Below are 19399 nucleotides of genomic sequence, written 5' to 3' on the forward strand. Positions count from 1 at the left end.
TGGACTTCGTCTGAAGGCCGGGAGTTCAGGCGCGCCGCCCAGGTCAGAGTGTCTGCACGAACGCCACCATCCGCCCGCGCTCCGCGGCATCCGGCAGCCGGCCGCGCATGGCGCCGAGGTTGTCCGCCATGTGGCCCGGATCGGAGGTGCCCGGAATCACCGCGGTGACCCGCTCGTCGCCCAGCAGGTACTTGAGGAAGAACTGCGCCCAGCTGTCGGCAAAGCCCGTCGCCCACTCGGGCAGCGGCTTGCCGCGCACCGCGCGGAACAGCCGGCCGCGGCCGAAGGGCAAGGCCGTCAGCACGCCGGCATGCATGTCGGCCGCAAGGGGCAGGATGCGCGCTTCGGCTTCGCGGTCGTCGAGCGAATAGCCGATCTGCACGAAGTCCGGTTTCTCGCGCGCCAGCACCGCCTCGATGGCCGTGTAGTCGCGATGCGAGGTCGAGGTGATCCCGGTGTAGCGGCACAGGCCCTCGGCCTTCCAGGCCTTGAACCGGGCCAGCGACTGCTGCGGGTCGCGCACGTTGTGGAGCTGGAGCAGGTCGACCCGGCGCGTCCCGAGCCGGGTCAGCGAGCGCTCGAGTTCGGCGGCGTCCGGCGCTTCGAGCTTGGTCGCGACGAAGACCCGGTCGCGGCCGCCGGCGGCCGGCATCGCCTGGCCCAGCACGCGTTCCGCATCGCCGTAGACCGAGGCGGTGTCGATCAGCCGGCCGCCGCCCTCGAGCAGGGTCCGCACGACCTGCGCCGCGGCCTCGCGGGTCCGGGCGTCGTCGCTGTCGAACACGCTGGCGGTGCCGAGGCCGACCGCCGGCAGGCGCTCGCCCGTGGCGGGAATGGCGCGCAGGATCAGGGCGCCTCCCCGGTCTTGCGCGAACACGCCGGGCGGCCACGCCGCCGCGGCCGCCAGCGCGGAAAAGCTTCGCCGTGTCATCGATGTCATGGCGGATCTCCCAGCGCCCGGTCGACGGGCAAGGACGCGCGGCGCTCCTGCGTGCGTCCCAGCGTCGCCGACAGGACGACCCAGGCGAGCGCCACCGGCAGCGCGCACAGCGCGATGGCGCCGATCTTGAGTCCGATCAGGTGCAGCATGTCGTAGACCCAGCCGTAGAGCGCATCGGACCCCCGGTAGATCACGACGTCGATGAGGTTTTTCGCCTTGTATTTCTCCTCGCGCCCGACGACCGTGAAGAACACCTGCCGCGCCGGATTGGCGATCGCGAAGTTCATCCACCGCTGGACCACCTGGAACACCAGCACCACCGCGAGGGTCGGCGCCATCGCCAGGCAGAGGAAGCCGACGACATAGACCGCCGGCAGCGCCGCCGCCGCCATGCCGGTACCGAAACGCTGGAGCAGGCGCCCGGTCGCGAAGACCTGCGTCGCCAGCGTCAGCAGGCCGACCGCCAGGTCGATGCTGGCGAAGATCCGCGTCTGCGCGCCCGCGCCCTGCACCGACGCGGCCACCATGTTCGCCTGCATGAAATAGAGCATCGTCGCGCCGAAGGACAGCAGGCTGACCCAGGCGCCGACGCCGAGCAGGTAAGGCGAGCGCAGCAGCCCCGACAGTCCGGCGAAGGCGCCGCCCCCTACCCGGCCCTCGATGCCGCGCCGAGGGCCGGCGCCGTTCGCGCCCGCGCTGCGCTCGAGCCGATGGGCACAGAACACAGCGGCTTCGAGGAAGACGATGGCCGCGATCAGCAGGTTGTGCGGCCCGAGCGGCACCGACAACGCAATGGTGATCACCGGCCCGAGCAGCGCGCCCGCCGTGCCGCCGGCACCGATGAAGCCGAACAGCCGCTTGCCCTGCTCGCTGGTAAAGAGATCGGCCATGAACGACCAGAACACGGCGACCGCGAACAAGTTGAAGACGCTGACCCAGACGAAGAACACCCGCGCCACGATCACCGGCGCGATGCCGAGCGCCAGCAGCACCCAGAACAGCGCGAGGTTGAGGACGAAGAAGTGGTAGACCACCGGGATGAACCGGGCCCGCGGCAGCCTCGCCACCAGCGCGCCGAAGACCGGCTGCGCGGCCAGCAGCGTCACGAAGGTCGCGGTGAACAGCCACGGCAGCGCCCGCGTCCCGCCGGCGATGCCCATCTGGTCGCGCAGCGGCCGCAGCACGTAGTAGCCCGCCAGGAGCGCGAAGAAATAGCCGAAGGACCACCACGCCGCCGCCAACTCCTGCGGCGTCGCCGGAACGGCCCGCCGCAGCCAGCGCCGCAGCGCCGTCATGGCGCCAGCGACAGCTTCTGCCTGAGTTCAGCGGCGCTCACCGCCTGCCCGTAGCCGGGACCGCCGCGCTGGAAGCGCCGGGCATCAGCCAGCTTGCCGACCACCACGGGGTCGAAGCCGGCATCGCCGACCAGCCTGGCCGCGACCCGGACCGCCTCGGGATCGTCGCCGGCGATCGGGATCGCCAGCCTGGGCGCGGGCCGGTTGGCTTCCCGCGCGAAGATCGTGTAGGACATCGTGTTGAACGCCCGCACCAGCCGTGCGCCTGAAAGGTATTTCTGCGAGACGACGCCGATGCCCTCCTGCTCGACCTCGTCGGCCACGGTGCCGTCGCGCGAGGCCACCGCGTTGCAGGCATCGAGCAGGACCTTGCCCTTGAGGGCGGCTCCGTGGTCCTGGCCGATCTGGGGCAGTGCGCCATAGGGCACCGCGATGAACAGCGCATCGCCGAACGCGATCGCCTGGGCGACGGTGCCGGCACTGGCGAGCGGCCCGAGGCTGGCCACCAGGTCCTTGAGCTCTTCCGGATGGCGCGACGACAGCATCACCGGATGGCCGGCCTTGACCCACAGTCCGCCGATGGTGCCGCCGATGCGGCCGGCGCCGATGATGCCGATGCGCATGCCGGCCGCCGGCTGCGCCCGGGCGCCCTTCGGGCCAAGCGCCGCGAGCACAAGCCAGCTGCCGGTCGCGGCGAGCAGGCCGCGCCGGGCGCGATCGAAGGGCTGATGTTGCGGCATCGAAACCTCCTGCAGATCCGGGCGATCATCCACCGCCCGGCACGGCCGCGCAAGACGCCCGGGCGCGCGCCCGGCCAGGGTCAGAGCTTGATGCCGGCCGCCTTGACCGTCGGGCCGAGCACCCCCACCTGCTCCTTCACGATCGCTTCGAAGCGCGCCGTGCTCTCGGGCTTGGCGACGATCCCCAGCTCGATCAGCTTCTTCTGGACCTCGGGCATCACCAGCACCTCGTTGCAGGCGTCGTGCAGGCGCACCACCATCTCGGGCGGCAGCTTGGCCGGGCCGCTGAGGCCGAAGAAGTTCTCCAGCACCAGCTTCGGCTGGCCGACCTCGACGATGGTCGGCACCTCGGGCATCAGCGGCGATCGCGCGCTGCCGGTCACGGCCAGCGGCACCAGCTGGCCGTTCTTGAAGAAGGGCACGTAGGCGGTGATGACGTCGATGCCGACCGGGATCACGTTGGCGAGCAGGTCGGTGGTCATCGGCGCGCCGCCGCGGTAGGGCACGTGCACGAGGTTGGCGCCGGTGATCTTGCGGATCAGCTCGCCGTGGATGTGGCCGATCGACCCCGGGCCGCCAGAGCCGAAGTCCAGCCGGCCGTCCTTGCGGGCCCGCGCCTCCAGTTCGGCGAAGCTGGTGATGCCCGAGGGCTTGCTGGCCATGACCACCAGCGGGGCGGAGCCCAGGGAGACGATGTGGGTGAACGCGGCCACCGGGTCGTAGGGCTGCTTCTCGAGCGTGAACGGGCCGAGCGCGAGCGGGGTCGAGTTCGACAGCATGAAGGTGTAGCCGTCGGGCGCCGCGGCCGCCACCTGGGCGCCGCCGATGGTGCCGCCGGCGCCGGGCTTGTTGTCGACCACCACCGCCTGGCCGAGCTTCTTGCCCAACTGCTCGGCCAGCACCCGCGCCAGGATGTCGCTCGACCCGCCGGGCGGGAAGGTGACGATGATCTTGATCGGCTTGTCGGGCCACTGCGCCAGGGCCGGCAGCGCCAGCGAGGCGGCGCCGGCAGCCAGCAGTTGGAGGGCGCCGCGGCGTGTGGTGGAGGTCGGGATGGTCATGCGGTGGTGCAGCAAAAGTGATGCCCGACTGTAGGAACGCCGGCATGGCACGCCAATCGCTAGGCAGCAATCAGCGGCATAGCAAAGTGCCGCCCCGGAGCCCGCCGGCGACTGGCGCTGGTGCCCCGGGGCACCAAAGCTGTGCAGGAGACACGCCATGTCACGCGCCAACGACCCATTCGACACCTACCTGCTGCGCGTCTTCAGCATCCTGATGAACGAGCGCAGCGTCTCGCGCGCGGCGACGCGCCTGAACCAGTCGCAGCCCGCGGTCAGCACCGCGCTGAAGCGGCTGCGCGAGATCTTCGACGACCCGCTCCTGATCAAGGACAAGCAGCGCATGGTGCCGACCGAGCGCGCCCTGCAGCTCGAGGCCTCGGTCCGCGTGGTGCTCGGCGAGATCGACGCCCTGCTCTCGCCCGGCGACGTCTTCGACCCGGCCACCACCCGCCAGACCTTCCGCATCGGCACTCCCGACTACCTGGCGCCGCCGCTGATGGCGGCCGTGGTGCAGTACCTGCGCACCACCGCGCCCGGGGCGCGGATGCTGCTGCAGCCGCTCGGGCCCGACTACGACTACGACGGCGCCCTCGCCGACGGCGAGATCGACGTCGTGATCGGCAACTGGCCGCAGCCGCCCGAGCACCTGCGCACCACCCTGCTGCTGGAGGACGAGATCGTCTGCCTGGTCGACCGCGACCACCCCGGCGCCAGCGGCATGCGCGCCACCGACTACCTCCAGGGCTCGCACGTGGTGCCGCTGCTCTACAGCGGGCTGCAGCGCGGCGTGGTCGAGACCCACCTGGCGGCCCAGCGGCTGACGCGCACGCCGACCGTCACGGTGCCCTTCTTCTCGATGGCGCCGCACCTGCTGCCCGGCACCGACCTGATCTTCACCACCAGCCGGCATTTCGCGCTGCACTTCGCCGCCATGCTGCCGCTGGCCGTGGTGCCGGCGCCGATCGACTTCCCGCCGATGCGCTTCTACCAGCTCTGGCATGGCCGCAACCAGCATGCGCCGGGCCACATCTGGTTCCGCTCGCTGCTGTCGGCCGTGATGCGCACGGCCAGCGCGACCCGCCACCTGCGCGTCAGCGCGCCGCCTTCGGAAGTCCGCCTCGCGGCCTGAGTCGCAGGCCGGTCGGCCGCTTGGCGTAGGCCGTCCGGAAAACGGTCGGCGGCGGGACTTTGAATCAAAATGCCGTGTTCAGACCCACACCCGGTCCCCATGTCCGCCCTGCCCCGCCCGCTGCTGAACCCCGAGCACATCGCGATGATCGACAAGGGCGTCTCGACCATCGTCGCCTCGCGCAATGCCGCCCATCGGCCGAGCCTGATGCGGGCGGTCGGCGCCGCCATCGCGCCCGACGGCAGCGAGGTTACGGTCTATCTCGCGCGCAGCCGGTCGCGCCAGTTGCTGCAGGACGTCGCGGCGACCGGCCAGGTCGCGGTGGTCTTCAGCGAACCGCTGAGCCATCGCACCGTGCAGGTCAAGGCGGGCGAAGTCGAACTGCGCAGCGCCGTCGACGGCGACGCACCCGTGCTGCAGCGCTACCTGCGCTCGATGGAACACGAGATCGGCAACGTCGGCTTGAGCGCTGCCTTCGTGCAGGCGATGCTGGCCTGCCGGCTGGACGACGTGGTGGCGATCCGCTTCCGACCGAGCGAAGCCTACGACCAGACGCCCGGCCCCAAGGCCGGCAGCGCGCTGCCGGCGGCCTGACCCCTCATGAACGCACGCCAGCCGTCGCCGTCGCTGCACGCGATCCGTGCCTGCTTCGAGGGCGCCATCCCGGCGGTGATGGCGACCTGCTCGGAAGACGGCACGCCCAACGTCGCCTACATCTCGCAGGTCTACTACGTCGACGAGCGGCACGTCGCGCTGTCCTTCCAGTTCTTCAACAAGACCCGCAAGAACATCCTGGCCAACCCGTACGCGACCGTGCTGGTGCTGGACCCGACGGTCGGCGCCATGTACCGCCTCGAGCTGCGCTACCTGCGCACCGAGACCGAAGGGCCGCGCTTCGAAGGCATGAAGGCGCAGCTGGCCGGCATCGCCTCGCACAGCGGCATGGCGGCCGTGTTCCGGCTGCTCGGCGCCGACATCTACGAGGTCGAGGCGGTCGAGGCCGTCGAAGGCGAACGGCTCGCGCCGCCGCCGCCGCGCCACGGCCTGCTGGCCGGCGTGCGCCGCTCGGCCGAGCGGCTGGCCGCCTGCTGCGCCACCGACGAGTTGCTGCAGGGCGTGCTGGCCGTGCTCAATGACCAGCTCGACATCCGCCATGCAATGGTGCTGATGCGCGACGGCGCGACCGAGCGCCTCTACACCGTGGCGAGCTGCGGCTACGCCACCTCGGGCGTCGGCTCCGAGATCGAGATCGGCCATGGCGTGATCGGGGTCGCCGCGCGCGAGCGCACACCGGTGCGCATCAGCCACATGACGAACGCGGCGAACTACAGCCACGCGGTGCGCAGCAGCATGCGCGAGATCGAGCCCGGCCTGGTGCTCGACACCGAGATCCCGTTTCCGGGCCTGGCCGAGCCGCGCAGCCAGCTGGCGGTGCCGATCGTCTCCTGCGACCGCCTGCTGGGCGCGCTGTTCGTCGAGAGTCCGATCGACATGCGCTTCGGCTTCGAGGACGAGGACGCGCTGGTCGCCATCGCCGGCCACCTCGGCGCCGCGCTGGAGCTGCTGCGCACCGGCGACGAGGCGGCGGCCGCGGCCGAAGCACCCGCCCGTGCGCCGCCGCCCTCCGGCGCGCCGATCGCGGTGCGCCACTACCTCGCCAACAGCAGCATCTTCATCGGCGACAGCTACCTCATCAAGGGCGTCGCAGGCGCCATCCTCGGCAAGCTGCTGCGCGAGCACACGCAGCAGGGCCGCAGCGAATTCAGCAACCGCGAGCTGCGGCTCGACCCTGCGCTACGCCTGCCCGACCTGTCGGACAACCTGGAGGCACGGCTGGTGCTGCTGCAGCGCCGGCTGCAGGAGAACAGCCCGCACATCCGAATCGAGAAGACCGGCCGCGGGCGCTTCCTGCTGCGGGTCGAGCGGCCGGTCGCGCTGCAGGAGATTGCCTAAGGCGCCAGCCCCAAGTCGCGGCCGAGCTTGGCCCACTCGCGCTCGCTCAGGTGCGGGCGCACCACCTCCAGCGCGGCAGCGAAGGCCGGCGCCGGTGCATGGGCGCGCATGTCGCCCAGCATCGCGGCGCGCTCGATGGGGTTCATGAAGGGCACCATCCAGCGCAGCACGTACATCATCTCGTCGGGCGGGATCGACGCCACCAGCGCGTCGTGGATCTCGATCAGCTCGGCATCGGTGTAGCGCGCCCACAGCACCGCGTTGTGTGCCGTCTCCTCGACGTGCATGTGCTCGAAGTTGTGGGCGATGAACAGCGACAGCGCGCGGTACAGCGCCAGCGCGGCGGCCGGCCGACCCGCCGGTTCGCATTGCAGCAGCGCCGTGGTCTGCTCCGCCAGCGCCACGATGGCGTGCAGGTGCTCCTCGTGCTCGTGCGCGATCTTGCCGCTGGCGCCGGGTGCGCGGGCCTCCAGCGCCGGGTGGATGAAGTCGTTCTCGTGCTGCAGGTGCGCGCGGCAGAAGTCGAGCAGCTCGAGCACGCGCTGCGTCACCTGCGCGCGCTCCAGCGCGTCCTCGCTGTCCATCCTGCCGACGGCCAGCAGGGTGTCGGCCATCAGCGCACGCAGCGCCTTGTGGATGCCGGCATACATGTCGATGCGGGGCGCTGCGGCCTCCGCGACAAGGCGCAGTTCGCGCTGATCGATGTTCATGGGGTCCTTCCTTCCGGGTTCAGCGGCCGGCGCACCGTGCGCCCGCCTGCTGGAAAGAAGTCTAGAAATCGAAGCCCGCGCGCGCCGCTAAGAATTGCTTAAGCAATCCCTCACGGAACCTTAAATTTCGTCCGCAGGCAAATGGAACGCTACATGGTGCGCTGGGCAGGATCCTGCATCCAGGCGGGGACATCTCGTCGACCTTGCAGCACGCGCCAGACATCGATGTGGTCGTCGCGCTCGACGTAGAACACCAGGTAGGGATGCCGGGTCAGAGGCCAGAAGCGAACGCCCGGCAGATTCAACTCGTGGGCGTCGCGCGAGGAGCCGGTGGTTGGATGCCGGCCGATGTGCGCGTAAGCCCGCTCCAGGGCATCGATGAATCCCAGGGCGGCCTGTTTGGCGTCCTCCGCCAGATAGAACGCGACGATCTGGTCGACGTCCACGTGGGCCTGCTCGCGCGGGACGACCGGCTTGGTCTTCACCTGCGGGCTCTGGCCTTGCCCGCCGCGCCGACCCTGCCGCGCAAGGCCTCGAAGTAGCCTGCGTCCGCCGGCCGCCCTGGCGCTGAGCCTGCACCGGCGAGCAGCAGATCGCGCAGTCGCAGCCGATCCTGGTCCCTTCGAATCAGTTCGCGCACGTACTCGCTGCTGGTCCCGTAGGCGCGCTGGGCGACTTGCTCGTCCACGAAGGCCTTGAGCGCATCGGGCAGGGAAATGTTCATCGTGCTCATGGCACGAGCCTAGTCAGTTTGGCAAATTTTGGCAAGACTATGCGGTCCCCGGCCTAGGTGATCCCGCCTAGAACACAGTCCGCGCCTTGTAACCGTGCACCGGCCGGACTAATCTGAACGCGGGGGCGGCCCCACCCGCCCGGGAGCGAGCCATGTACGAACGCATCCTCGTCGCCACCGACGGCTCGGAGTTGTCGGAGCAGGCCGTGACCGCCGCCATCGACCTCGCCTTGCTCACGCAGTCCGAACTGTTCGCCGTCAAGGTCTCCCACCACCATGCCGCCAGCTACTTCGAAGGCTCGCTGCTGCTCAGCCAGATGGAGGTCTCGCGCCTGCGCGACGAGGCCGACGTCGAGTCCCAGCGGGTGGTCGATGCGGTCAAGGGCAAGGCCGACTCCCGGGGCGTGAAGCGCACCACTGGCATCGTCATGCGCGCCGAAGGGGTGTCGGAGGCGATCATCGAAGCGGCCCGGGTCCACCACTGCGACCTGATCGTGATGGCCTCGCACGGCCGGCGCGGCATCAAGCGCCTGCTGATGGGCAGCGAGACGCTGCACGTGCTCACGCATTCGCACACGCCGGTGCTGGTGCTGCGCTGAGGCACCCTCAGCGCGCGGGAGGACCGTCGCGCTGACGGTCTTCGCGCTTGGCGGCCAGGTAGGTGGCCAGGTCGATCTCGTGCAACTGCGCAGGGTAGCGCTCGACCGCCTCGAACCAGCGAACCTGGCGTTTCTCGGTGCGCTCGGCCGCCGGCATCGACAGGCCATCGAGGTAGGCCTCCAGCGCCAGGAAGTAGCGCATCGCGTTGCGTTCCACCAGGCCGCGCAGGCCGCGGATGTAGTCGGGATCGCCATTCGGCTTCTTGCCGACCACGGTAAAGCCGACCTTCTCGCTGCCGAAGGTCGCGAGGTAGGCCATGGTGGCGAGCCGGGCCACCATGTTGTGGTCATAGGAATAGGCGAAGTGCAGGAAGGACTGGTGCTCGCCGAGCGGTATGCCCTCGACCATCACCCGATAGCCGCTGGTGCCCATCGGCCCCGAATCGGCCGTCAGGTCGATCAGCAGGTAGTCGCGCGCGGCCTGCGCGGTGCGGCGCACGAAGGACAGCTCGAAGGCCTGATCGATCGGCTTGTCGTAGCGCGGGACCACGCTCAGCGTGAGCGTCTCGCCGGCGGCGCCCTGCCCCACCCGGCAGCGACGGTTGTTGACGTGCAGCAGCAGCATCTCGCACCACTGCGCCGATTGATCCAGCGCACGCCGCACGTCTTCGAGCGAATGGTTGACCACCGCGTAGACATCCCCCTGGAGCCCGCCGTCGGTTTCCTGCGAGTCCAGCACGATGGGCCGCTTCAGGGGGCTGTGGGCCAGGGCTTCGCCCAGCTTTTGGTGCCGTTCGCGCAGGGCGTGCGCCGAGCCGGCCTCCAGCGGCGCCGCCTGGGCGGTGAAGGCCAGCAGCCAGAGCACCAGCCCGACGCCGAGGCCGAAGCGAAACCACGGGGACGGAGCGGCCGGCGGTGTGTTCATGCCGACACGATACCGCGACCGCGCCAGCGGAAGCTCAGCGGCCCTTGCGGATCGGCTTGGCCGCGGCGGGCCTGGCGCGCCCCGACCCGTTGTCACGCGGCGGCAGGCCAGTGTGCTGGGTCAGGATGCGGCCCTTGACCGGGGCCGCGGGCTTGGCCGCGACCACCGTCGAATTCTTGCGCCGGGCGCTCTGGTAGCTGCCGTCGGTCAGCGGTTGCCAGGTCGGGATCAGGTGGTGCTTGCCGTTGCCGATCAGGTCGGCGCGGCCCATCGACTTCAATGCCTCGCGCAGCAGCGGCCAGTTGTTGGCGTCGTGGTAGCGCAGGAAGGCCTTGTGCAGGCGGCGGCGCTTGTCGCCGCGCACGATGTCCACCGTCTCGCTCTCGCGAGTGATCTTGCGCAGCGGGTTCTTGTTGGTGTGGTACATCGTCGTCGCGGTGGCCATGGGCGACGGATAGAAGGTCTGCACCTGGTCGGCGCGGAAGCCGTTCTTCTTGAGCCAGATCGCGAGGTTCATCATGTCCTCGTCGCTGGTGCCCGGATGGGCGGCGATGAAGTACGGGATCAGGTACTGCTTCTTGCCCGCCTCGGCCGAGTACTTCTCGAACATCTGCTTGAACTTGTCGTAGCTGCCGATGCCGGGCTTCATCATCTTGGTGAGCGGGCCCTGCTCGGTGTGCTCGGGCGCGATCTTGAGGTAGCCGCCGACGTGGTGCTGCACCAGTTCCTTGACGTACTCGGGCGACTGCACGGCCAGGTCGTAGCGAAGGCCGGAGCCGATCAGGATCTTCTTGATGCCCTTGAGCGCGCGCGCCCGGCGGTAGATCTTGATCAGCGGATCGTGGTTGGTGTTGAGGTTCGGGCAGATGCCCGGGTAGACGCAGCTGGGCTTGCGGCAGGCCGACTCGATCTCGGGCGACTTGCAGCCGATGCGGTACATGTTGGCGGTCGGCCCGCCGAGGTCGGAGATGGTGCCGGTGAAGCCCTTCACGCTGTCGCGGATCGCCTCGACCTCCTTGATGATCGATTCTTCGGAGCGGCTCTGGATGATGCGGCCCTCGTGCTCGGTGATCGAGCAGAAGGTGCAGCCGCCGAAGCAGCCGCGCATGATGTTGACGCTGAAGCGGATCATCTCCCAGGCCGGGATCTTGGTCGCGCCGTCGTGGCTGCCGTTTTCGTCGGCATAGCGCGGATGCGGGCTGCGCGCATACGGCAGGTCGAACACATGGTCCATCTCGGCCGTTGTGAGCGGGATCGGCGGCGGGTTGATCCAGACATCGCGCGCGGTCGTGCCTTCGCCGTGCGCCTGCACCAATGCACGCGCGTTGCCGGGATTGGTCTCGAGGTGAAGCACCCGGTTGGCGTGGGCATAGAGCACCGGGTCGGCGCGCACCTGCTCGTAGGAGGGCAGCCGGATCACCGAACGGTCGCGCGGCGGCACCTTGATGCGCTCGCGGCTTTGCAAGGCCGGATTGGGAACGAACTTGAGCGGCTTGATGGCCGGGTTGACCGATCCGGCGGATTCGGCGGCGGCGGCGACGGCCTGCGCCTCGTCTTCCTTGGCGCAGGTCGCGCCGTTGGCCTTGGCCTGCTCCGACACCATCAGGTAGGGGTTGACGTGGGCCTCGACACGGCCCGGCTCGTCGACGCTGGTCGAGTTGATCTCGAACCAGCTCTCGGGCGTCTCCCGGCGCACGAAGGCGGTGCCCCGCACGTCGGTGATCTGGTGCACCGGCTCGCGCGCGGCGAGGCGGTGCGCGATCTCGACGATCGCGCGCTCGGCGTTGCCGTACAGCAGCAGGTCGCACTTCGAATCGACCACGATCGAGCGGCGAACCTTGTCCTGCCAGTAGTCGTAGTGCGCGATGCGGCGCAGCGAGCCTTCGATGCCGCCGAGCACGATCGGCACGTCGCTCCAGGCTTCCTTGCAGCGCTGCGAATAGACGATGGCCGCCCGGTCGGGCCGCCGGCCGCCGATGTCGCCGGGCGTGTAGGCGTCGTCGCTGCGCACCTTGCGGTCGGCCGTGTAGCGGTTGATCATCGAATCCATGTTGCCGGCCGTGACGCCGAAGAACAGGTTCGGGCGGCCGAGCACCTTGAACGGGTCGGCGCTCTGCCAGTCGGGCTGGGCGATGATGCCGACCCGGAAGCCCTGCGCCTCGAGCATGCGGCCGATCACGGCCATGCCGAAGCTCGGATGGTCGACATAGGCGTCGCCCGTGACCACGATGATGTCGCAGCTGTCCCAGCCGAGGGCGTCCATCTCGGCGCGTGTGGTCGGCAGGAACTTCGCCGTGCCGAAGCGGGCCGCCCAGTACTTGCGGTAGCTGGTCAGCGGCTTGGCGGCACGCGCGAAAAAGGAGACGTCAACGGGGGCGTTCATCGAGGGTATGCGACAAGGTTTGCCGCGCAGGCCTGCGGGCCGGGTGGGCCCGTGGTGGGCAACCCGCGATTTTAGGGTTTTCCATTGGATCTGTCGCCCTAAAGGGCAAAGGGAATCCAGGCCGAGGCCATTCAATTGATTGCTTTTGTCAATCAAATAAATGACAATGGCAATCATGTCAGCTGTTACCCTCCCCGATCCGGAGGTCGCCCAGGTCAAGGCGATCCGCCACTTCAACCGCTTCTACACCCGCACGATCGGGATCCTCGACCCCTACCTGGGCAGCGAAATGTCCCTGACTGACGTCCGCGTGCTCTACGAACTGGCGCACCGGGCGGAGCCGGTCGCGAGCGAGATCGGCCGCGACCTGCACCTCGATGGCGGCTACCTGAGCCGCATCCTGCGCCGCTTCGAATCGCAGGGCTGGCTGCAGCGCCGGCCCCACCCGCGCGATGCGCGCCAAAGCCTGCTGGCCCTGACCGAAGCCGGCCACGCGGCTTTCGCGCCGCTGCAACAGAAGTCGCGCGACGAGGCCCGCGCCCTGCTCTCCCCGCTGCCCCTGGCCGAGCGGCGCCAGCTTGTCGATGCGATGGGCACGCTGCAGGCGCTGCTCGAGCCGGCTGCACAGCCGCCGGCCCGGACCCAGGCCGCCGTTCTGCGCGATCCGGCGCCGGGCGACATCGGCTGGGTGGTGCAGCAGCACGGCGAGGTCTACGCCCGCGAATACGGCTGGAACAGCGAGTTCGAGGCGCTGGTGGCCGACATCGCAGCCCAGTTCCTGCGCAAGTTCCAGCCCGCCTGGGAGCGCTGCTGGATCGCCGAGCTCAATGGCGAGCGCGTCGGTGCGGTCTTCGTGGTGCGCAAGTCGGCGACCACGGCGCAGCTTCGCATGCTGATCCTGAGCCCGAAGGCGCGCGGACTCGGGCTGGGCGCCCGCCTGACCGACGAATGCATCGCCTTCGCCCGCGCCAAGGGCTACAAGAAGATGGTGTTGTGGACCAACAGCTGCCTCGCAGCGGCGCGCGGCATCTACGCGGCGCGTGGCTTCAAGCTCGTCAAGTCGGAGCCCTACGAGGGCTTCGGGCAGCAGCTGGTGGGCGAGACCTGGGAGCTCAAGCTCGCCACGCCAACGAATTGAAGAAGTTGAAATTCGGGGCGGGCGGCCGGGGCGCGTGCCGAGGGCATCGGGTGGCCCCCTCCGCTCATGTCCCCCGCCTTCGGCTCCTCCTTTACTTCGCTGCGGGGGCCACCCGATGCCCTCGGCACGGGAAACGCGGTGTGGCGCTGGCCGGAGATGGACCACCGCCGTGACAGCTCACGTCGATGGCGTGCTCTGCGCAGCGAAATAAAGGAGGAGGCCGAAGGCCGGGGGACATTCGCGGAGCAGAGTACGCCGTCGGCGTGAGCCCGCCCCCATCGAATCAAAAAGCTCGTCGTCATCCTCAATCGGCCGTGATCTTTCGCTCGCGCACGATCCCGCCCCACTTGGCGTCCTCCTTGCGCATGAAGGCCGTGAGCTCGGCCCGCGTGGTCGGCTGCGGCGTCAGGCCGTGCTTGTCGAGCGATTCCTTGACACCCGGATCGTTCAGCACCTTCACGATCTCCAGGTTCCAGCGATCGAGCACGGGCGCCGGCGTCTTGCCGGGTGCCACGAAGGCATACCAGTTCAGCGCCTCGAAACCCGGGTAGCCCGACTCGGCCACCGTGGGGATGTTCGGCATGTAGGCCGGCCGGCTCGACCCGGTGGTGGCGAGCGGGATCAGGTTGCCGGCCTCGATCTGCGGCAGCGCCGTCGGCGGCGCCGAGAAATACGAGGCGACGCGCTCGCCCAGCAGGTCCTGCAGCGCCGGCGCGCCGCCCTTGTACGGCACGTGAACCATGTCGATGCCCGCGCGCTGGTTGAACAGCTCGCCCGCCAGGTGCGAGGCCGAGCCGGCGCCGGTGGATGCGAAATCGATGCTGCCGGGCTTCTTCTTCGCGAGCGCCACGAACTCGGCCAGCGTCTTCACGCCCACGCCCTTGTTCACCACCAGCACGTTCGGGAAATTGACGCCGCCCGAGACGGCGGCCAGGTCCTTGAACGGGTCGTAGCGGACTTTCATCACATGCGGCGCGATGGTCAGCGGGCCGATCGAGCCGAACAGCAGCATCGAGCCGTCGGCCGGCCCGGCCGCCACCAGCTGGTGGGCGATGTTGCCGCCGGCACCGGCCTTGTTGTCGACCACGACTTTCTGGCCGATGTTGTCGCCCAGCTTCTTGGCGATCAGGCGCGCCGCCGCATCGGCCGCGCCGCCCGGAGCGAACCCCACCACCAGGGTCACGGGCTTGTTCGGCGGAAAGTCCTGCGCCTGGCCGAGGCCGGCCAGCAGCAGCGAAGCAGCGACCAAAGTGGTGGCGCGCAGCAGGTGTCGTTTGTTCATCGTGGGTCCCTTGCCAGTTGTCGATTCGAGTTGTTTTTCAGTCGGCGCCGAGGCCGATCGGATTCGGCCGTCGCTTCTCGACCGCATGACGCAGCAGCGCCGCGGTGCGGAAGATGCCGTGCGCGAACTTGCCGTAGGGCAGCGTGGCAAAGAGCGCCATCACCGCGCCCAGATGCAGGCACAGCAGCAGCGCCAGGGCCGGCGTGCCGCGCCCGAGCCACAGCGCCAGTCCGCTCGCGCTGGTGAGGAACAGCAAGGCGATGAAGCCCAGGTCCATCGGCTTCTGCGCCGCATCGCCCTGCAGCGGATGGCGCCGGCGATTGAGCCGCCAGAGCCCCGCCGTGCCGGTCATCAGGCTGACGCCGCCGACGACCCCGAGCAGCTTCGGCAGGCTCGGCAGGTCGTACGGCGCATGCCAGCCGAACAGGTAGTGGTAGAGCGTCGCGACGCTGGTGGCGGCGAAGCACAACAGGAAGCCGTAGAAGGTGAAGTGATGGAAGCGCCGGCGCGACAGCGTGTAGGCATCGTCCTCGTCGTGGCAGCCTTCGCCGTGGCCGCCGTCGAGGTACTTCAGGCGCAGCACGGCCTGGGTGGCTTCGACCGCGGCAGGCGCATTCAACGGTGCGCCGCTGGTGGCCGGCGTCAGCTCGCGCCAGAAGCGCGTGACGCCTTTGCCCAACGCGAACACCACGAACAGGAACACCGGCGCAAACAGGCCGACCAGCAGGTTGTGCGGGAACAGGCGATAGAAATTGCCCTCCAGCCGGCCGCCCCACAGCGTGCCGTTGAGCGCCACCGCCAGCATCAGGAACAGCGCCAGCCCTGCCGCGAGCGCCACCGACAGCGTCAGGCCGTTGCGCTGGTACAGCCGCCCCAAAGCCGGCGGCCACGCATAGTCGGCATAGGTCTGGCCGCGCACCTCGGCCATCGCGCGCGGCACGTTGACCGCGAATTCGTGCGGCGGCGCGTACTGGCAGGCATGCAGGCAGGCGCCGCAGTTGTGGCACAGGTTGGCGAGGTAGTGGATGTCGGCCTGGCCGAATTCGAGCCGTCGCGTCATCGCCGGGAAAACGGCGCAGAAGCCCTCGCAATAGCGGCAGGCATTGCAGATCTGCATCTGGCGGCCCACTTCGGCCTCGGGCGCGCTCAGGATCGGTATCACCCGTGGCCCGCCGCCGGCGAGCGCCACGGCCTCCCTAGTCAGCGCATCAAGCTGCTGCATGGGTCGTCTCCTTCATGGCCGCCTTGGCCGCCTGGGTCCCTGCGATGCGGCCGAACGCGGTGCCGATCGCCATCCCCACGCCGGCGGTGTAGCCCTTGCCGAGCACGTTGCCGGCCATCATCTCGCCGGCGACGAACAGGTTCGGGCTCGGCCGGCCGCCGAAGTGCACGGCGGCCTGGTCGTTCACCCGGAGGCCCAGATAGGTGAAGGTGACGCCGGGTCGCAGCGCATAGCCGTAGAAGGGCGGCGCGTCGATCGGACGGGCCCAGTGGGTCTTGGCGGGCGCGAGGCCTTCGGTGTGGCAGTCATCGAGCGTGGTGTGGTCGAAGCTGCCGACCCGGCAGGCCGCGTTGTAGGCGGCGATGGTGTCGACGAAGGGCGCCTCGGGCAGGCCCAGCTTGCGCGCGAGTTCGGGCAGGCTGTCGGCCACCGTGCCCGGGAACACCGGCGGCATGAAGCGGCCGATCGCCTTGCGGTCGATGATCGACCAGCCGATCTGGCCCGGCTGCTGCGCCACCAGCCGGCCCCAGATCGCATAGCGCTTGGGCCAGAAGTCCTCGCCCTCGTCGTAGAAGCGCTGCGCATCGCGGTTGACGACGACGCCGAGCGACACGCAGTCGATGCGGGTGCAGATGCCGCCGTCGTAGAGCGGTGCGCGGGCATCGATCGCCACCATGTGGGCCTGCGTCGGATCGCCGATCGCGTCGGCACCGGCGTCGATCATGGCCTTGAGCAACACGCCCTCGTTGAAGCGGGTGCCGCGGATCAGGAAATTCTCGGCCGGCCGCTCGCCGCGCGCATTCACGCCCCAGGCCTCGATGAGCCACTCGCGGTTGGACTCGAAGCCGCCCGCCGCGAGGACGCAGCTACGGGCCTCGATGCGCTCGCCGCTTGCGGTGCGTGCGGCCACGAAGCGATCCCCGTCGAGTTCGATCGAGACGATCGGCGTCTGGTAGCGGACCTGCACGCCCAGCCGCTCGGCGCTGCGGAAGTAGGCATTGACGAGCGCCTTGCCGCCGCCCATGAAGAAGGCGTTGGTGCGCGCCACGTGGAGCGCGCCGGACAGCGGCGGCTGGAAGTGAACGCCATGGCGGCGCATCCAGTCGCGGCACGACGACGAAGCGCGGATCGCGATGCGGGCCAGATGCTCGTCGGTCTGGCCGCCGGTCACCTTGAGCAGGTCCTGCCAGTACTCTTCCTCCGGATAGGCCTCGATCAGCACGTCCTGCGGCGCGTCGTGCATGCAGCGCAGGTTGCGCGTGTGCTGGGAGTTGCCGCCGCGCCATTCGCGCGGCGAGGCCTCGATCAGCAGCACGCTGGCGCCGGCCTCGCGCGCCATCAACGCGGCGCACAGCGCGGCATTGCCGCCGCCGACGACCAGGACATCGATCATTTCAGTAGTCTCCTCGTGAGGAGCTCGACTCTAGGCAGCCATGGCGCCGCGCGAAAGCGCGCCCTGCGCAAGGGGTCTTCAGTTTTCGTGAAGGGTGGCGCCGGCCCAGCGCCCTTCGCGCACCAGCCTGCGCGCGACATCGGCCAGCACCACGCGGGCGGCCAGCGCCGCGGGCGAGAGTTCGTCGTCCGACAGGCTCGCCAGCAGGTTGCGGCGCCCGACCTGCGCGTCGGCGATGCGCACCTGCACCAGGCGCTCATCGGCCAGCCGCGCGGTTGCCGCGCCCGGCTGGATGGTGGCGCCCTGCCCGGCCCGCACCGCGTCCATCAGCATCGCCAGGCCATCGATCTCGGCCACCACGCGCGGCACGACCCGCGCCCGCGCGAAGGCCGCCTCCAGCGTGGCACGCAGCCCGTGCGAGGCGCTCGGCATGATCAGCGGCAGTTCGCCCAGGCGCGCCAGGCGCACCTGGCGTCCGGTCGGCAGGCCGGGCAGGTCGGCGCGGCCGATGACGAACAGCTTTTCGTCGAGCAGCGGCAGCACGCTCCAGCGCCGCGCCACATCGGTCTGGAACAGCACGGCCAGATCGAGCTGGCGCGCATTGAGCATCGCACCGAGGTGCCCCGACAAGGACTCCACCAGGTGCAGCCGGACCTCCGGATAGCGCGCCTGCATGGCCTGCATCAAGGGCACGCCGAGCACCGAGGCGGTGGTCGGCGGCAGCCCGATGCTGACGTGACCCGATAGCCGCGCCTGCTGCGCGGCCCGCACCGCTTCATCGGCATGCCGCAGCGTGAGCTGCGCCTGCTGCAGAAAGGCCAGCCCGGCGTCGGTCGGCGTCACGCCGGTCGAGCTGCGCTGCAGCAGGCGGGTCGACAGCTCGCTCTCGAGGCGGCTGATCTGCTGGCTCAGGGCCGAGGTCGCAAGATCGAGTTCGAGCGCCGCGCGCCCCATGCTGCGCAGCTCGCAGATCTTGACGAAGTAGCGCAGCTGCCTCAGCTCCATGAAGGGTTCACGCTCACTGCATGAACCAGCCGTGGCTCACCACCAGCGACTGGCCGGTCAGCGCATTGGTCGGGAAGGCGGCGAACATCAGCGCCACGCGCGCGACGTCGTCGGTGGTGGTGAACTCGCCGTCCACCGTCTCCTTGAGCATCACGTTCTTGATCACCTGCTCCTCGGTGATGCCGAGGGTCTTCGCCTGCTCGGGGATCTGCTTCTCGACCAGCGGCGTGCGCACGAAACCCGGACAGATCACGTTGGCGCGCACGTTGTACTTGGCGCCTTCCTTGGCCACGGTCTTGGCCAGCCCGATCAGGCCGTGCTTGGCCGTGACGTAGGGCGCCTTCAGCAGCGAGGCTTCCTTCGAATGCACCGAGCCCATGTAGATCACGCTGCCGCCGCGGCCCTGGGCGTACATGTGCTTGAGGCAGGCCTTGGTGGTCAGGAAGGCGCCGTCGAGGTGGATCGCCAGCATCTTCTTCCAGTCGGCGAAGCTGAACTCCTCGACCGGATGGACGATCTGGATGCCCGCGTTGCTGATCAGGATGTCGATGCCGCCGAAGGCCTTGGCCGCCTCTTCGACCGCCGCATCGACCTGCTCCTCGCTGGTGACGTCGACGCCGACCCCGATGGCCTCGGCGCCGCTGGCCTTGAGTTCCGCGGCGGTGGCGTCCGCCGCCTGCTTGTTGAGGTCGGCGATCACGATCTTCGCGCCCTCCTGGGCGAAGACGATGGCGATCTCCTTGCCGATACCGCTGGCCGAGCCGGTGATGAAAGCGACTTTGTCCTTGAGCTGCATGGGATTTCCTTGGAGTGAAGAGGTTGTTGGATCTGCGTGCAATCTGCGTGCCCGTGCGCAAAGCCTGCGCGGCCAGGCTTAAGGCAGCCTGATCG

Annotated in this window: 19 protein-coding genes; 5 read left to right on the forward strand and 14 right to left on the reverse strand. The window is 69.4% G+C overall.

Going from position 1 to position 19399, the window contains the following annotated elements:
- Nucleotides 1-43: 43 nt before the first annotated feature.
- The 4 genes from QTI68_RS20750 to QTI68_RS20765 all read right to left on the reverse strand — a co-directional run bounded on the left by QTI68_RS20750 (nucleotide 44) and on the right by QTI68_RS20765 (nucleotide 4036).
- The gene (locus QTI68_RS20750; protein WP_286524022.1) at nucleotides 44-940 is read right to left on the reverse strand and encodes an aldo/keto reductase; all 897 of its coding nucleotides are present in this window, start codon (nucleotides 938-940) and stop codon (nucleotides 44-46) included.
- Nucleotides 937-2235 (reverse strand): NTP/NDP exchange transporter, encoded by a 1299-nt coding sequence (locus QTI68_RS20755; protein WP_286524024.1) that lies wholly within the window; start codon nucleotides 2233-2235, stop codon nucleotides 937-939. The genes QTI68_RS20750 and QTI68_RS20755 overlap by 4 nt, the downstream gene beginning before the upstream one ends.
- Complete coding sequence (locus tag QTI68_RS20760; RefSeq protein WP_286524025.1) at nucleotides 2232-2975, reverse strand: NADPH-dependent F420 reductase; 744 nt, start codon at nucleotides 2973-2975, stop codon at nucleotides 2232-2234. The genes QTI68_RS20755 and QTI68_RS20760 overlap by 4 nt, the downstream gene beginning before the upstream one ends.
- An 80-nt stretch (nucleotides 2976-3055) precedes the next feature.
- A complete protein-coding gene (locus QTI68_RS20765; protein WP_286524027.1) occupies nucleotides 3056-4036 on the reverse strand; it encodes a Bug family tripartite tricarboxylate transporter substrate binding protein in 981 nt (326 codons plus the stop codon).
- 157 nt (nucleotides 4037-4193) lie between these two features.
- On the opposite strand from QTI68_RS20765, the gene QTI68_RS20770 reads away from it, so the two are divergent.
- The 3 genes from QTI68_RS20770 (at nucleotide 4194) to QTI68_RS20780 (ending at nucleotide 7118) form a co-directional block, all read left to right on the forward strand.
- The gene (locus QTI68_RS20770) at nucleotides 4194-5165 is read left to right on the forward strand and encodes a LysR family transcriptional regulator (protein WP_286524028.1); all 972 of its coding nucleotides are present in this window, start codon (nucleotides 4194-4196) and stop codon (nucleotides 5163-5165) included.
- A 99-nt stretch (nucleotides 5166-5264) separates the two neighbouring features.
- Nucleotides 5265-5759 carry a hypothetical protein gene (locus QTI68_RS20775; protein ID WP_286524030.1) on the forward strand — a complete coding sequence of 165 codons (495 nt, stop codon included), beginning with the start codon at nucleotides 5265-5267 and terminating at the stop codon, nucleotides 5757-5759.
- A gap of 6 nt (nucleotides 5760-5765) precedes the next feature.
- Nucleotides 5766-7118: a pyridoxamine 5'-phosphate oxidase family protein gene (locus QTI68_RS20780; RefSeq protein ID WP_286524031.1), complete on the forward strand. Its 1353-nt coding sequence runs from the start codon at nucleotides 5766-5768 to the stop codon at nucleotides 7116-7118.
- Here the strand turns inward: QTI68_RS20780 and QTI68_RS20785 are convergent.
- The 3 genes from QTI68_RS20785 to QTI68_RS20795 form a co-directional block, all read right to left on the reverse strand.
- Nucleotides 7115-7828 carry a hemerythrin domain-containing protein gene (locus QTI68_RS20785; RefSeq protein WP_286524032.1) on the reverse strand — a complete coding sequence of 238 codons (714 nt, stop codon included), beginning with the start codon at nucleotides 7826-7828 and terminating at the stop codon, nucleotides 7115-7117. The two genes, QTI68_RS20780 and QTI68_RS20785, sit on opposite strands and share 4 nt — an antisense overlap.
- Before the next feature lie 149 nt (nucleotides 7829-7977).
- A complete protein-coding gene (locus QTI68_RS20790) occupies nucleotides 7978-8313 on the reverse strand; it encodes a type II toxin-antitoxin system RelE/ParE family toxin (protein WP_286524033.1) in 336 nt (111 codons plus the stop codon).
- A complete protein-coding gene (locus tag QTI68_RS20795; RefSeq protein ID WP_286524034.1) occupies nucleotides 8310-8561 on the reverse strand; it encodes a type II toxin-antitoxin system ParD family antitoxin in 252 nt (83 codons plus the stop codon). The genes QTI68_RS20790 and QTI68_RS20795 overlap by 4 nt, the downstream gene beginning before the upstream one ends.
- A 152-nt stretch (nucleotides 8562-8713) precedes the next feature.
- Between QTI68_RS20795 and QTI68_RS20800 the strand changes: the two genes are divergently transcribed.
- Complete coding sequence (locus QTI68_RS20800; RefSeq protein WP_286524036.1) at nucleotides 8714-9160, forward strand: universal stress protein; 447 nt, start codon at nucleotides 8714-8716, stop codon at nucleotides 9158-9160.
- Nucleotides 9161-9167: 7 nt separating this feature from the next.
- Here QTI68_RS20800 and QTI68_RS20805 read toward each other — a convergent pair whose 3' ends face one another.
- Together QTI68_RS20805 and QTI68_RS20810 are read right to left on the reverse strand one after the other, a co-directional pair.
- A complete protein-coding gene (locus tag QTI68_RS20805) occupies nucleotides 9168-10085 on the reverse strand; it encodes a hypothetical protein (RefSeq protein WP_286524038.1) in 918 nt (305 codons plus the stop codon).
- A gap of 34 nt (nucleotides 10086-10119) precedes the next feature.
- Entirely contained in the window at nucleotides 10120-12468 is a 2349-nt protein-coding gene (locus QTI68_RS20810; RefSeq protein WP_286524039.1) for a YgiQ family radical SAM protein, read from the reverse strand.
- A 166-nt stretch (nucleotides 12469-12634) separates the two neighbouring features.
- Between QTI68_RS20810 and QTI68_RS20815 the strand changes: the two genes are divergently transcribed.
- Nucleotides 12635-13606: a bifunctional helix-turn-helix transcriptional regulator/GNAT family N-acetyltransferase gene (locus QTI68_RS20815; protein WP_503011726.1), complete on the forward strand. Its 972-nt coding sequence runs from the start codon at nucleotides 12635-12637 to the stop codon at nucleotides 13604-13606.
- Between the two features lie 304 nt (nucleotides 13607-13910).
- Here QTI68_RS20815 and QTI68_RS20820 read toward each other — a convergent pair whose 3' ends face one another.
- The 5 genes from QTI68_RS20820 to QTI68_RS20840 form a co-directional block, all read right to left on the reverse strand.
- Nucleotides 13911-14888 (reverse strand): Bug family tripartite tricarboxylate transporter substrate binding protein, encoded by a 978-nt coding sequence (locus QTI68_RS20820; RefSeq protein ID WP_286524042.1) that lies wholly within the window; start codon nucleotides 14886-14888, stop codon nucleotides 13911-13913.
- Between the two features lie 37 nt (nucleotides 14889-14925).
- Nucleotides 14926-16110 carry a tricarballylate utilization 4Fe-4S protein TcuB gene (tcuB, locus tag QTI68_RS20825; RefSeq protein ID WP_286524043.1) on the reverse strand — a complete coding sequence of 395 codons (1185 nt, stop codon included), beginning with the start codon at nucleotides 16108-16110 and terminating at the stop codon, nucleotides 14926-14928.
- Nucleotides 16097-17503 carry an FAD-dependent tricarballylate dehydrogenase TcuA gene (gene tcuA, locus QTI68_RS20830; RefSeq protein WP_286524044.1) on the reverse strand — a complete coding sequence of 469 codons (1407 nt, stop codon included), beginning with the start codon at nucleotides 17501-17503 and terminating at the stop codon, nucleotides 16097-16099. The genes tcuB and tcuA overlap by 14 nt, the downstream gene beginning before the upstream one ends.
- A gap of 78 nt (nucleotides 17504-17581) precedes the next feature.
- Nucleotides 17582-18508, reverse strand: a complete 927-nt coding sequence (locus QTI68_RS20835; protein ID WP_286524045.1) for a LysR family transcriptional regulator — start codon at nucleotides 18506-18508, stop codon at nucleotides 17582-17584.
- Between the two features lie 13 nt (nucleotides 18509-18521).
- Nucleotides 18522-19304, reverse strand: coding sequence for a 3-hydroxybutyrate dehydrogenase (locus QTI68_RS20840; protein WP_286524047.1), 783 nt, complete (start codon nucleotides 19302-19304; stop codon nucleotides 18522-18524).
- Nucleotides 19305-19399: the final 95 nt, after the last annotated feature.

The organism is Variovorax sp. J31P207, assembly GCF_030316965.1.
Classification (GTDB): domain Bacteria; phylum Pseudomonadota; class Gammaproteobacteria; order Burkholderiales; family Burkholderiaceae_C; genus Variovorax; species Variovorax ginsengisoli_B.